Genomic DNA, 13,645 nt, shown 5'->3' on the forward strand with positions numbered 1-13,645 from the left:
ATGGTGTTCAAAACAATCAAGCATCGGGAAGGCGATAATTTTTGTTATTCCCATGCATGACGGCCGATTTGCGGTATGTCAGGTGATTTGCGCACTGTATGGTAGATTCAAAAAAGCATTGGTACAGCAGTATTTAGCCCAACATGAAGACCACTAGCAGAAGAATAGCAGCGCAGCGTAAATAACCATCTTGAAGTTTGAATGCCAAGGTGGTTATTTGCGCTGCTAAAAGGGCTCGAACGTATACGGGAATGGTGTACGCTCTGTCCCCAATACCGACTTCACGCGCTCTTCATCCACCAACGCTTCGACGAAGCTATACAAATCCGGCGCTGCATACCGAAAATTGCCCCATGTGCGTAGATTCAAAGCATAGATTGGGAATTCTCCCCGTTCATCAGGCGATTGAATATCCCAAATCAGCAGGTCATTCCCTTCACTAGAAGCGAAGGGAACCGCATGGTCCAAAAGCTCCGGAAAACCATCTGGCTCCAGCGCCGCTTCTTGTAGAACCTCTTCTGATTCTAGTAAATCATCAAACCAGGCCCGCCAGTTATGATAACGATGAAACCATGAATTCGGGTGATCGCCAAGAGGAATATGAATGTTCCATAAGCCGCATAGTCGCCCGTAACCAAGAGTTTTGACATAATCTATATAAGAAGGCGGAAAACCCATACCATTTTCAAAACGATGCTCTATTAGAAAAGCCTCATCATAATAAGCCTGAAACTGCGGACGTTGCAGCCCTGTAAAAATGCTCATGTTCACCCTCTCCTTTTGCACGTCCTATTCACCTTTTCACCCTTCGGTGCATTGAAAAGGCCATTTTCAAGTGTTAGAATGGGAATAAGATGTATATTCTAAAAAAAGAGTGAAGATGCGTCAACATCCTCACTCTTTGGCAACAGCCGCTTTTAAGGGCGGTAGCCGTGTCAAAGGATGATCATTGAAATAGACCGCTTGCCTTTGTCGAGGGCGGTCTATTTCTTTTTATGGAAGGAAAGAATTAGGATCACCAACGTTGCGAATTGAATCATCAACATTAAGGTGTCTTTAACCTCCACAGGCCTCACCTCCTTTACAGGAGACTAGCCGACCGCCCATCTAAGCCATTCTGTTGTTAAGGAATATTATAACATATGAATCATAAAATGTACGTTTTTACGCTCTTTTCGAAAAGGGGGGCACGAATATGGAGCAAAAACGCTTCAAAGATGAACATGGATATAAATATGACTTTGCCGCCGTGATCCGGAGAGGAGAACAAGTAGCTGTTCACTGTCCCCGTTGTCAGGGCCAAGCTTTTATTTCCAGATCCAAAAAAGACTGTTATTACGTCGTTCGATGCTCTCATTGTTACTACACGTATCAGCAACCAGAATCTTATACATTCTATGCACGCGGCGTATGCAACCATTGCGAGCGGTATTTTAACATCGAAATCCATGATGACCGAACGAAACTCCATAAAAATACGAATATAAACTGTCCGCACTGTGAGACACGTAATCAGGTTCCGGTACATCGTGTGCAATCACGCGAATGGCATACGGACGTGATCCAAAACGGAAAAGACCCTATTTTCCAGCTCCAGCTGTACTTCCTTGATTACTATCGTGATAAACCTGTCTGGGCTCTTAACCGGATACACCTGAATTACCTGCTCTCCTATATCTCTGCCGAGTTGCGAGAAAAGCCTACATCCGGTATGATGCGTACGGCTTCCCATTCCATTCCCAAGTACATTAAGGATGCGAAGAATCGACAGGCCATCTTGAGAATATTACAAAAACTACAGCATAAGTCAGCAGATAAGAGAGGGGCCTCCATACATGAGCATACAAACTTTTGATAGCCTTGAAGCACTGGTCCATGCCGTTGACCAAACAGAAATCAATGAATGGGTATTTGCCAATCTGGAACGTGTTCAAAGCAGTCCGCTTGATACTACCTATTACATCATCCCCGAGGAAGAATTGTGGGAGCTGGAGGATGCGGGTCTCACCGTCACCAATCATCGTGATGAAAGTATCCCTGCATCTCTGCCAGACCATCACGTGCAATCTTGGCTGGAGGTGGCGACTGTACAGGATGTCATTGAAGTGTTACGCCACAGCGGAAGCGAGCCGGATATTGAACGCATTGCGCAGGGACTGCGATATTACCATGAATATGATGCTTTTATGGAATAAGCGTCTCCAGCAACTCTTTTACCTCAGGGACAGCCTGCTTCAGGCTGTTTTTTAGTTTCTTCGCGCCACCCCATATACGATAAACAAGCACCTCTTGTTCGTAGTCCTCCAGCTTCTCAAGCTCCTCCACCAGTACCTGTGCCTGCTCTACGGTTTCGATTCCGGGTGACTTCAGTGGTTTGGCAGACTCGTTGCCTGCCAGTAGAACCCTCGTCCAAACGGGGATCGTGTCAGGTGTCAGCCCATGCGCTTCGGCAAAAGCAGCCGCGTAACCGTCCTGTACGGACTGATGTTCACTGTCCCCCAGCTTCATATAACGATTCACTAATGGGAAATAGTTCTTTCCTTTTAGGCCCAGTCCCATCACCGCATAGGTTCCCGGCATCGCCGACTTTTCACCGGGCTCTACATCGTTATACCACTTGAACTCTTCCATCACGACCTCAGCATATTCAGCCAGCAACGGATGCAGCGCAGGGTATTCAAGTGCATTGGCGAAGAAACGATGTAACGTAGATTTAGCCAACTTGGGTACAGGCAGGTAGTTTTTCACCTTGCTTTTGAACTTCATCCGATATTCCTTGGTAAAGCCCTTTCTTAAAATATCGCATAAATATACGAGCGCTTCTCTATAGCTTTCTTCTTCCTCTGAACGAATCTGAACCTCCAGCGTTTGCAAAATATCATTGGCTTGGCAGATGACTCGCTCGCTTGTATGTAGCGCTGGGATGCTTCCTGATCCGCTCTCAAGCCACACGGAAGCCTGCTCCGAGCCTAGCTGTGCAGCAATCTCCAAATATTTCTGCCGTGCATCGGCATCGGTCGAACCCACCCGCATCGCGGTAAGCAGGAACATCTCCATGGCTGGCGCGGGAATTTCCGAAGGGAGAATATCGGGCTTCACTTTATAATCCAGCCCATAGCTTTTTTCCCGATCCGCATACTTCAGCAAAAATTCATCTTCAGCCCAATGCTTTAAGCCACTGCTGAGCTGATACCTCCATGCTTCCTCACGCTTGCGGCTGACCTTCACTTTGGCATCCATTATATGGAGCAACTCATCCACCCGCTGGGCATCTATAGCGTATAAATGAGGATCAAGCAAGTGTCTCACTAAGAAGAAATCGTCCTCTTCCTTCGGGATAGCTTTACTGGAGGGGTTGAGCTTCTGCTCCACAAACTGTTGGATAGTGGCTAACAGTTGCTGCCGTTTATCTTCATTTAGGAGTGAGAATGTAAAATGATTGGCCTTATTCTCTAAGACCACTTCCAGATGAAAATCCAGCCGATAACGAAAGAACATGGAACTGAATTCTTCCGAATTAAATAGCGCCTCTATCCGTTCCCTAAACACAGGCATCCATTCGTCCTGAATCTGCTGCAGTGTTACCCCCTCCGTAAAACCAGAAATTTTTATATCCGGTCTACGATGATCCCAATCAAACGGTTCGTAGGTATCCACCCACAGCCCATCCTTCTTACAGGTAACTTTTAAGTATTCATGAATCCCTTCGTGAAGGACACTTTTGATTTGGAATTCGGCGATGCGCTTTTGCTCAGAAGCGTACGCCTCATCAATCGCTTCAAAAATTGGATCTATGTAGGCTTGTACCCCTGATGTTGTCATAAGATGTGTTCCTCCTTCGTCCCCTCACAAATTGTAGTTCCTATGGAATTAAGATAGACTAATCTATAGCTAATTTATTTCCTAATTATAGCATATCTCTCATTTACTTTTGATCTCTATCCCTATAGATAGAGTGCCGGAAAGCAGGTGTATCCTACATGTATTGGGTTTCCACACAACATACGACGGTGACTGCCGATGAACTGACAACTTTTGAACATACCTATGGATTAACTTTACCCCCTCCCTATGTAGCATTCCTCACCCGCTACGGGTCGGGCACCTATTGCGGCCTGCTAATGATTGAAAGGCCTGATCCTCAACTATTGCAAGCCTATGCGGATTACGAACTGTGGACGCATGATGATAACTGCCCAATTACAGCGCAGCAGCTGGGTGAGTGCGTGGTCATTGGCAGCTCCATAGATGGTGACTTCCTAGCGATTCACCCTCAGGTTGAAGGCTTGCTGTGGCTGCCACGACACTCGGAGATCATTACTACGAAGACTTTAGATATCCAAGTTCCATTCACAGAAACATTAGAGCATATACTACAGGATCAATTTGGAAGGGTGGAGCCGGTTCCCCGTTATTTCGAACCTGTCAGCCCAGACAAAGCCGCTACATTCCTACTGTTTAATCCCCCGGATACGCCCGAGGCCTACAATCCAGCCCATCCGAACGAGCAAGCCCTGGATTTCACTCCGACATCCATACAAGCATTGGCTCAGCGGTTTAAACAGCATTTTGCCTCAAACCTATGGATCGAAAATGAGCATATCTGCATGGCTTTTCTTCAGACTCTAGGCGGATACGTGCGTTTTAACTATGCATATGGACGCGAAGTGGCGATCATTTATGAACCCAAAGCGATAGCACTTCGTGATGAAATTCTAGCATTCTTGCAAAAAGAGCATTGCCGGGTTGTAGAGTAAGAGGAGGACGAATACGAATGACAGTACATTTTGCACAAACCTTAGAAAAACTGGAACAAGTCGTTGATCGTCTGAGACAAAGTGGGATGCCTGATGTGGTATGTCAATGGACGGAGGGGATTTCTACAGGTGAACTAACTGAGCTGGAGGAACGGCTGCAGATGCCTTTGCCTGCCTCCCTGTCTGAATTGATACAGCGGTGTGGCAGCTTAAATTTACTATGGTGCCTCCCCCCACACTGTATTGTAGCTGATGGACCGGAGTGTTCATATAAAAACAGCAATGATCTTGAACAAGAGCAGAGTATCCTAGACGATATCACAGGAGAGTTTGGCTGGAATCATGAGTATATTGGCTATTTTACATCCTATGGGGAAGATACCGACTCGGTAGCGGACGAGCAACGATATCTGATCCTTAATTATAATGGTGCGGGTGATCCGATACTGCTTGATATGGCGACATCCACTACAGAGCCAGCGGTGTTCTGCTATCATCACGAGTTGGACCAGTTCACGCTGCTTGCGGAAAATCTACCTGCCTATATAGACACCATGCTCACCTTGCATGGGCTATGGCTATGGGATTGGTTTAAAGTGGCCGATGAGCATGGCATTCAGCTAAACAGCCCACCACTGCAACTCTGGCTACGCTGGTTGAACATGTTTTGCACGATGAAACTGGAGGATGCGCAGTCGTTGGAGACGCTGATCCATTACACCACCATGCATGGCGTAGATCATCCTGCTGTGTTGCAGGCTTTTCAAGCCTATGATCCAAAGGATATTTTTCTTGCCTGGGAGCAGCACTGGCAGAACATTCAACATAGCCAGGTTCCATTCTCTACTTGGGCCGTTTTGGTAGGAGAGACCGCGGGGATTGGGGCTGCTGATTGGGTCCGCTCCTTGTGGGAACCAGAAACCGCGCAAGCATGGACATCTTTAGCTCAAAACAATACCCTACATGCTAAGGGTGCATTTGTGTCCACACGTGCCTATCTGAGCGCCCGTTGCCTACCCGAGCAGGAAGGCTTGGTATGTGTTTGCAATCACCTGCTACAGGATTCGGCTGCAGAAGACAAATTAGAAGGATACACCGCTAATGGGCAGCTACAGCATTTTCGTTCACAACAGATCATTAACTGGATACGGGATAAAGTCAATCATCCGGTGGATGGCTGGGCAATACTTTTCGCTCACTCCCGTCCTACAGCTGAGCAGTTGATTGAATGGCTATCCGATAGCGAGCTTCATCAAAAAATTGCAACGGAGGCGCTAGATATCATGATTCATCGGGATCTTCTTCCCGCTCTGAAAGCAGATGCTTGGGCCAATATCTCAGATCTGCTTCTTGCTTCTTTGCAGCTCGTTATGCTCAAAAAAGATAAACGTCGTATTGAAGCCGTGCTTAAGCAGCTTTCAGATTTGGAACTTCGTTAATCTTTCGGAATGGTTGTATGCGGATTCGCATGTACAGTGGTGTGAGGTTAAGAAAGTTAGCCGCTGCGTCAGCGGCTTAACCCCTTGAGGAAAGTATCTATAGTGAATGCGATCAATTCATCATTGGATTTTGCCATAGGAAGTTCAAAATTCAGGAGCAAAGAAGTCAATCCGTGCAGCATGCTCCATACGGATCTGGCGATCAGGCGCTCATCTCCTTGAATGATGCAGCCTTCCTCCATAGCGGCTTTGAGCCCAGCTTCAAGCAGCTCAAAGCCTTTAAAACGCCCACTGTCTATAAGGCTGACCAAGCTTACAGATTCCAGGTTGCTGATAAACAGGATGTTGTAATATTCCGGGTTAGCCGTTCCAAAACGAACATACGCATCAGATACCGTTTTCAGTGTGTCCAGCGCATTTAATCCCGCTGCCTGTGCTTCATCCACACGCTGCTGAAGAGCCTGCAGGAACAAGGTATTTCCTTCTACCAGCAGTTCACAGACCACGGCTTCCTTATTGGCAAAATAATGATAAATAGTCGTTGGTGAATATTCGATCTGATCCGCAATTTTGCGCATAGAGACTTCGGCATACCCTTGATTGAGGAACAGCGACCGGGCGGCCTCAATGATTTTCCGGCGGATCTCACTGCTTTCACGTTCTCGGCGTTTGATATGTTTCATGAGTAGATGTACTTGCCCTTTCTGCCTACCCCAATTTGGCGGCGATACGATCAGCTTCCATTATACCCGAGTTCATAGCCCCTTGAAACCCGCCCCCAGGCTGTGTCCAGGCCCCTACCAATGACAGACGATTCACAGCTGATTTGTGCTTCAGTCTTTTTATACCGGACTGCCGAACCGTTTGTGCGTAGCCATAAACGGCACCGTCGGGATTAGCAGTATAACGTTGCATTGTGCGTGGTGTGCCCAATTCGGCTACCACTACCTTGCTGCCAAAACCCGGATACAGCTGTTCTAGGCATCCCAATATCTGCTGTGTCACGGCTTCCTTTTTGGCTTTATATTCGGGACGTGTGGCAGGCCAGTTCTCCAATCTGTCCAAAAATGTAATTGCAATGACACCCTTTCCCGGTTCATTGAGCTTAGGGTCCATGGCGTTATAATTCGTGAGCATCCAGTTGCCTTTGGTATACTGGCCGCTCATCATAGCTTCATAATCTGTTTCCGAATCCGGCTCATTGCACAGGATTAGGTCTTCTTCGGTGATGCCAAGCTCATGAGGCTCACATGATAATCCCAGATATAGCTGGGTGAGAGACGTGCCGGTCTCCAGACTGCTGACAGCTTCCAGCTCACGACGGGCAGCATCATGGTTTTCCAGTAGACGGCCATAGGTATGATGGGGACTGATACCAGACACAATCCAGTTAGCTTTATATGCATCGCCTTTTTTCAGACGAACACCAGCTGCTTTACCGCGTTCGAGCATAATCTCAGATACCTGACTGCGCAGATGAACTTCTCCTCCCGTTGACTTAATAGCGTCCACCAGTGCATTGGATAAAGCCTGTGCGCCTCCCTCAATGTAATATGTCCCCTCCAAATGATAGCCGATCCAGGGAATAAAAAAATACAAGGCCGCAAGCCGCTTTGGAGGCAATCCATAATAAGCCCACAGCGCAGTGAAAAATTCCGTGAATCGGTCAGACAACCCGAATTGTCTTATAGCTTCCCAGGTCGTCATTTGCGTCCAACGGAAGAAGGTTCCTGCTTTGAGCAGGCCAGCCGCCTTGCGCCAGGAAGTGAGGGAAGAAAAAGCAGAGAAGCCTGTTTCAAAACGACGAATGCCCGCGAATAAACTGTCAATGCCTGCCACCTCAGCAGGAAACATGTTTTTGAGGAGCTGCACATACTCCTGAACATCGGACGGAATATCAATGGTCTGCCCTTCCCAACGAATGGAGTAAGGGTGCTTTTTGCGGAGAGGAACAATTCGCTGGTCCGCATTGCAGTCCTTTAACAGCCGACCGAAGCTGCCCTCCTCGAGTCCGCCGACACCGTGCAAGGAGACATCAAAGGTATATCCCTTTCTTGTAAATTCAGTTGCGAAACCGCCAGCCAAAGTATGGCTTTCAAAAACAGCTGTTCGGTAACCGAGCGCGGAAAGTCTTGCTGCACAGGACAAGCCACCCAATCCTGCACCGATGACAATAACATCGTATTGGTTCATGATTTCATCCCCTTTTGTTAACATCGTTATATAAATTAACAGTGTTAAGTTAAGGAGATTATATACCACAATATTACCGTTGAAAAGCCCGGTATCTTGGATGCCCACTATAGATGAATACAATGAGTTCGATCTATCTACTTCGAATTGCAAGCGGCTTTAAGGGTTTTTGTAGAATCCTCCGTTGCGGAAGTAAACCTTTTTTTATAAAAAACATCCAAAATTGTAGCGCTTTCACTTGTCAGATTTCAATGAAGGTGCTATCCTTCAAGTGGGATTGTTACTGAAAAGGCAAAACCCGAGTACACTTGTGTACCCGGAGTTTGCCTTTTTTTTTGATTTGTATGAATTCCACAGCATACAATCAACCGTCCCGAACATGTAGTAAGCGCTTTAAAAAATGACACCAAAGGAGATTAAACTCATGCAAAGAAGACGTTTTGCCCTTGTTTTATTATCTTTCGTGTTCCTGCTAACGATCTTTTTCCCATCCTCCAGCTCTGCCGCAGCAGCCGATGTCCCAGCGCCACAGGCTACCCTGCTTACTCAGGTACAGCCTTTGGGTGAAGTCGTTTCTGCTGTCGTACTGAAATACAGCACCAATATTGACGGGGCATCCTTATCCACGTCCAGCTTTCAGGTTCAATCTGTACTCAATGATGTATATACAGACAGAACCGTGACCGGTGTATATACCAATGATACTGGAGCCATCACCAATCGCAGTACTCATGGTAAATATGTCGTGATTGAGCTGGATACGCAAGATAAAAATGCAAGTACCCTTACTTACGATGCAACAAGCGCAGTTAACCGCATCAACACGTTGAATTATAATATTAGTCAAAAGAAAGATATTGCAACTTCAAAGAAAACAGTCATCCCAGCCTCTGTACAGACTGTAAAAGCAACGGATAAAATTACACCGATTGTGGACGATTTCCAAAAAAACACCTTTGAAAATAAAGAAGGCTTCAAGCTGAACTACTTTACGTTTGAGCCTAAAGTAGAGCCCGGCAAAACCTACCCTCTGGTTGTGTTTCTGCACGGAAATGGCGAACGTGGTGACGGAAACGGAGTAAACTTGCTGGCAAATGCCGGAGCAGTTACTTGGGCTTCTCCTGAGCAGCAAGCCAAACACCCATCCTTCGTAATCGCTCCACAAAGCCCGATTGACCTGGAGCATAAATTCATTTGGGCGGATGAGCCACGCAACAGCGCTGTAGCCGATTTGGTACGTGAAACGGCGTTAAAATACCCGATCGATACCAACCGAATCTATATTGTTGGTATTTCTCAAGGAGCTATGGGTACGTGGAGATTGTTGGAGAAAAATCTTGACTTGTTCGCCGCAGGTGTACCGATTGCCGGTTTGACCAACTATGAAAAAGCCGTTAACATGTACGCGCCTGTTGAACCTACACACGTCGAGGTATTGAAAAACGTTCCGATTTGGGCCTTCCATGCTGCAGACGATACCACAGTAAGTCCTAAAAACTCGCAAGAAATGGTCGCTGCCATTAAAGCACAAAACGGAAACCTCATTCACTTCACTGAATACGAAGCAGGGATTATCAAACCTACAGGACACTTCTCCTGGGTTCCGGCTCTGCAAAATCAGGATATGATTGAATGGCTGTTTGCACAAAAGAAATAAAATTGTTTTTCATATCTATAAAAAATAATGCGTCAGAACGGTTCGATACCCGTCTGGCGCTTTTTTATTATCATTGAAAAAAGGCACCTGCCTTCCTGTGTACCACCATCAGGAAAGCAGGTGCAATATCAAAACGAGGAGACTGAAAAATTTGACACTGGTATTGCCATTTGCAGTTAACTTGGAACCTGCTACTTCGCGCGTTTCGCAGTTTTGATCGTTCTCAAAGCTCGTCTGCGAGTTACCTTGTTCGGACTCCGAAACTGTCTTCTGGCAGTAGCCACATCTGCTTTAGCCATGTGCATATCACCATCCTATTCACTTAGGCTCATATTGGGAGCATGCACCTAAGGACTGTTAGTGATGATTATGATTCTCATTATCATTTAGGATTATATAATGAAATCTACTAGCATGCAAGAGCTTTTGTCGGAAGTATGCAATTTTATTAAGGAGTTGCCAAAGACCTCTTTCCCCCATATTAATAAAGAAGCGTTGGGCTTGCAGTCCCAACGCTTCTTTATAGTAAAACAACAACTTATACTATGATTAATCCACTTTGCCGCCCTCTACGACCAATTGATCTGTAAAGCCTTCTCCATAAACAGAGGTCAATGTGTCCTTGTAGGCTTGATGCACAAAGTTTTCCTTGCCCAGTATAGCCAGCTCATTGTTGATCCAGTCCAACAGCTCCTTATTTCCCTTCGCTACTGCGGGGGCAATCGTATCTTGTCCACCAAAGGACGGAATGGTTACGGTGAAGCCGGGGTTAGCCTTTGCCCAAGCGATCAGCTCTGTATTATCGTTGGCAATGGCAGCGCCGCGTTTGTCTTTGAGGGCTGAGAAGATTTCTGTATATTGATCGAATTTAAGCAGCTTGATGTCAGGATAATTTTTCGTAAAATAGGTTTCAGCCGTCGTTCCCTTTGCGACAATCAGCTTTTGGTCCGAATTCTTCAATTGATCAATCGTGGTGATTGGAGCGCTGTCAGGTGACACAATGCCAAAGGATAATTTCATATACGGATTGGCAAAATCGACTTTTTCTTTACGCTCATCCGTCACCGTAAAGTTAGCCATGATGATATCTACCTTGTTGGATTCCAAATAGGCGACCCGGCTGGCAGCATCCACCAGAACAAATTCCACCTTGGACTCGTCACCCAAGAGATCTTTGGCAAACCGCTTCGCAATATAGACGTCAAAGCCTTGATTCTTCCCTTCCGAATCCACGTAGCCAAAAGGCGGCTTATCCGCGAATACACCGATTCGAATCTTGCCATTCTTTTTAATGTCCTCAATCGAAGCAAATTTAGCCGTGCCTGAACTACCGTTGGTATTTCCGCCTCCTGCACATCCCGCCAAACCAACAAGCAGCAAGCTCAAAGCCAGTAATAACGTCGTGAACTTCATTCCTTTTCTCATCTGTATTCATCCCCCTGTTTATATCGTTTCGTACTGAAATATATCCAGAAAGTGCTTGGCACGCTCTGTTTCCGGTTGGGTAAAAAATTGCTGTGGCGTAGTCATTTCACATATTTGTCCTTGATCCATAAAAACGATCCGATCTCCTACCGACTTGGCAAATCCCATTTCATGCGTCACGATAATCATGGTCATGCCCTGCTGTGCCAGCTCTCGCATAACATCCAGCACCTCTCTGACCATTTCCGGATCCAAGGATGCGGTGACTTCATCAAAGAGCATAATTTCCGGGTTCATACACAGGGCGCGCACAATCGCAATCCGTTGCTTTTGCCCGCCTGATAATTGTCTCGGATACGCATCTTTGCGATCCAGCAGACCCACTCGCTCCAATAGCTGCTCCGCTTGCTCAAGTGCCTCCTGCTTGTTTCTCCGCTGAACTTTAAGCGGGCCGAGCAATATATTTTCTAAAACCGTCATATGCGGAAACAGCTCGTAGTTCTGGAACACCATTCCGATATGCTGCCGCACCTCACGCCAATTCACTTTCTTATCCGTCAGGTCCTGCCCTCTATAACGGATATCTCCACTCTGGACTGGCTCCAGACCATTGAGACATCGGAGGAGCGTGCTTTTTCCACATCCCGAAGGGCCGAGAACGACCACGACTTCCCCTTTCGTTACGTCCAGATTAATCTGTTGCAGTACTTTTCGGTCTTCGAAGCTTTTGTGCAGCCCTCGAATCTCGAGTAAAACCTCCACAGCCTCTCCCATGACACCCACCCCATCCTGCTAATTTTGCCATCTGCGTTCAAATCTTTTGGAAAGTCTGGATAACGGATAGCATACGAGAAAATACAATATGAAAATAAAGCCGTACACCCAGAAGGATGCCGAGGGCGCTTTGATTACACCAAGTTCAATAATCTGCTGCCCGACCTTGACCACTTCCACTACACCGATCAGCACCACTAATGAAGTGGTTTTGATCATCCGTGTCGCCAGATTAATAGAACCGGGAAGCATTCGGCGCACCGCCTGGGGAATGAGCACATGGCGGTATAACTGTCCATATGTCAGTCCCAATGCCTGCCCAGATTCCACCTGATGTTTGGGCAGTGATTCCAATGCACCGCGAACGATGTCACCAATCTCGGCTGCTCCCCACAGGCTGAATACGATAATTGCTGTCAATTCCCCGCTGATATTCACATTTAACAAAGGCGTAAATCCAAAATATACGACATACAACCACACCAGAATCGGAATAATGCGGAATGTCTCCAAATATAATCTCAGCACGAACCGAATCGGTCTTGATTTTAAGGTGCGCAGCAACCCCATCAAAATGCCTAATAGAGTACTGATAATAATGGAAAGTAACGCAATCTCCAGCGTAACGAGCAATCCCCCTAATAGACGCTCGAAATTGGAACCTTCAAAGAGCACATTAATCCCCGAATTCAGCATATCTCACCTTCCTTTCCACCCACGTCAGCAGTATCGACAAAGGTACAAGCAGGACGAGATATGCCAATACCAGCAGAATTAGCGATTCTGTCGTTTTGTAGTACATGCCGATCAGGTCTTTTGCCACATTCATCAGATCTAATAAAGCAATGGCGCCAACAATGGAAGTCTCCTTGAGCAGAAAAATCGCATTCGCTCCCAGAGACGGAACACTGATGGCAAAAGCCTGTGGCAAAATAACATATCTCGCCAGTTGTATCTTGGACAGTCCGAGACTCAGCCCGGATTCCGTCTGGGTTTTACTCACTGCTTCCATTCCCCCACGGAACGCCTCAGCCATATAACCCCCGCCCAAAAAGGTCATGCCCACAATGGCACACGTCATTTCGCTCATATGCAGACCTATTTTCGTAAACCCGTAATACAGAAAATATAACTGTACAAGCAGCGGCGTATTTCGGGAAAGCTCAATATAGGCAACAACGATGCCGCTAATTCCCCTTACCTTGTAATACAGTACTGTGCTGCACAGCAAACCGACGACTAATGAAAATAGAATAGCAAAAAAGGCGATCTTCAACGTCAACCACATAGCTTCTCCATATAACGGCAAGCTCTCTACAATAAACTCCCAGTCTAAGTTCATATGTGCATACCTTTCAATTTTCAATTATTCCTATGTATTTGCTCTGCTTAATAACAAT

Annotated in this window: 15 protein-coding genes and 1 pseudogene; 6 read left to right on the plus strand and 10 right to left on the minus strand. The window is 46.4% G+C overall.

The window, feature by feature from the left end; all coding sequences use genetic code 11:
• Positions 1–118 (plus strand): annotated as a pseudogene (locus tag T3H97_RS24190) (Imm26 family immunity protein); the annotation flags it as partial.
• Between the two features lie 107 nt (positions 119–225).
• Here T3H97_RS24190 and T3H97_RS24195 read toward each other — a convergent pair.
• Complete coding sequence (locus T3H97_RS24195; RefSeq protein ID WP_328801103.1) at positions 226–765, minus strand: SMI1/KNR4 family protein; 540 nt, start codon at positions 763–765, stop codon at positions 226–228.
• 218 nt (positions 766–983) lie between these two features.
• Positions 984–1,076, minus strand: a complete 93-nt coding sequence (locus T3H97_RS26495; protein WP_219727865.1) for a putative holin-like toxin — start codon at positions 1,074–1,076, stop codon at positions 984–986.
• A 119-nt stretch (positions 1,077–1,195) separates the two neighbouring features.
• Here T3H97_RS26495 and T3H97_RS24200 point away from each other — a divergent pair, with 119 nt between their 5' ends.
• Positions 1,196–1,855, plus strand: a complete 660-nt coding sequence (locus tag T3H97_RS24200; protein WP_328801104.1) for a hypothetical protein — start codon at positions 1,196–1,198, stop codon at positions 1,853–1,855.
• Positions 1,836–2,195 (plus strand): DUF7716 domain-containing protein, encoded by a 360-nt coding sequence (locus tag T3H97_RS24205; RefSeq protein ID WP_328801105.1) that lies wholly within the window; start codon positions 1,836–1,838, stop codon positions 2,193–2,195. The genes T3H97_RS24200 and T3H97_RS24205 overlap by 20 nt, the downstream gene beginning before the upstream one ends.
• Here the strand turns inward: T3H97_RS24205 and T3H97_RS24210 are convergent.
• Positions 2,185–3,822, minus strand: a complete 1,638-nt coding sequence (locus tag T3H97_RS24210) for a DUF6138 family protein (RefSeq protein WP_328801106.1) — start codon at positions 3,820–3,822, stop codon at positions 2,185–2,187. The two genes, T3H97_RS24205 and T3H97_RS24210, sit on opposite strands and share 11 nt — an antisense overlap.
• A 158-nt stretch (positions 3,823–3,980) precedes the next feature.
• On the opposite strand from T3H97_RS24210, the gene T3H97_RS24215 reads away from it, so the two are divergent.
• Together T3H97_RS24215 and T3H97_RS24220 are read left to right on the plus strand one after the other, a co-directional pair.
• Positions 3,981–4,757 carry an SMI1/KNR4 family protein gene (locus tag T3H97_RS24215; RefSeq protein WP_328801107.1) on the plus strand — a complete coding sequence of 259 codons (777 nt, stop codon included), beginning with the start codon at positions 3,981–3,983 and terminating at the stop codon, positions 4,755–4,757.
• Positions 4,758–4,774: 17 nt separating this feature from the next.
• Complete coding sequence (locus T3H97_RS24220) at positions 4,775–6,196, plus strand: SMI1/KNR4 family protein (RefSeq protein WP_328801108.1); 1,422 nt, start codon at positions 4,775–4,777, stop codon at positions 6,194–6,196.
• A 68-nt stretch (positions 6,197–6,264) separates the two neighbouring features.
• On the opposite strand, the gene T3H97_RS24225 is transcribed toward T3H97_RS24220, so the two are convergent.
• Positions 6,265–6,879, minus strand: coding sequence for a TetR/AcrR family transcriptional regulator (locus T3H97_RS24225; RefSeq protein WP_272639368.1), 615 nt, complete (start codon positions 6,877–6,879; stop codon positions 6,265–6,267).
• A 25-nt stretch (positions 6,880–6,904) separates the two neighbouring features.
• Positions 6,905–8,389: a phytoene desaturase family protein gene (locus tag T3H97_RS24230; protein ID WP_328801109.1), complete on the minus strand. Its 1,485-nt coding sequence runs from the start codon at positions 8,387–8,389 to the stop codon at positions 6,905–6,907.
• Positions 8,390–8,813: 424 nt separating this feature from the next.
• On the opposite strand from T3H97_RS24230, the gene T3H97_RS24235 reads away from it, so the two are divergent.
• The gene (locus T3H97_RS24235; RefSeq protein ID WP_272639370.1) at positions 8,814–10,046 is read left to right on the plus strand and encodes a PHB depolymerase family esterase; all 1,233 of its coding nucleotides are present in this window, start codon (positions 8,814–8,816) and stop codon (positions 10,044–10,046) included.
• Between the two features lie 191 nt (positions 10,047–10,237).
• Here the strand turns inward: T3H97_RS24235 and T3H97_RS24240 are convergent, their stop codons facing one another.
• From T3H97_RS24240 to T3H97_RS24260, 5 genes are all read right to left on the minus strand, one after another.
• Positions 10,238–10,345 carry a putative metal homeostasis protein gene (locus T3H97_RS24240; RefSeq protein ID WP_328801110.1) on the minus strand — a complete coding sequence of 36 codons (108 nt, stop codon included), beginning with the start codon at positions 10,343–10,345 and terminating at the stop codon, positions 10,238–10,240.
• 250 nt (positions 10,346–10,595) lie between these two features.
• Positions 10,596–11,471: a cysteine ABC transporter substrate-binding protein gene (locus T3H97_RS24245; protein ID WP_328801111.1), complete on the minus strand. Its 876-nt coding sequence runs from the start codon at positions 11,469–11,471 to the stop codon at positions 10,596–10,598.
• 18 nt (positions 11,472–11,489) lie between these two features.
• Positions 11,490–12,245 carry an amino acid ABC transporter ATP-binding protein gene (locus T3H97_RS24250; protein ID WP_328801112.1) on the minus strand — a complete coding sequence of 252 codons (756 nt, stop codon included), beginning with the start codon at positions 12,243–12,245 and terminating at the stop codon, positions 11,490–11,492.
• Between the two features lie 18 nt (positions 12,246–12,263).
• Positions 12,264–12,941 carry an amino acid ABC transporter permease gene (locus tag T3H97_RS24255; RefSeq protein WP_103047354.1) on the minus strand — a complete coding sequence of 226 codons (678 nt, stop codon included), beginning with the start codon at positions 12,939–12,941 and terminating at the stop codon, positions 12,264–12,266.
• Positions 12,922–13,587 (minus strand): amino acid ABC transporter permease, encoded by a 666-nt coding sequence (locus tag T3H97_RS24260; RefSeq protein ID WP_328801113.1) that lies wholly within the window; start codon positions 13,585–13,587, stop codon positions 12,922–12,924. Before T3H97_RS24260 ends, T3H97_RS24255 begins: the two co-directional genes overlap by 20 nt.
• Positions 13,588–13,645 lie beyond the last annotated feature (58 nt).

It is taken from the genome of Paenibacillus sp. LX16 (assembly GCF_036252815.1).
Taxonomy (GTDB): Bacteria; Bacillota; Bacilli; order Paenibacillales; family Paenibacillaceae; genus Paenibacillus; species Paenibacillus polymyxa_B.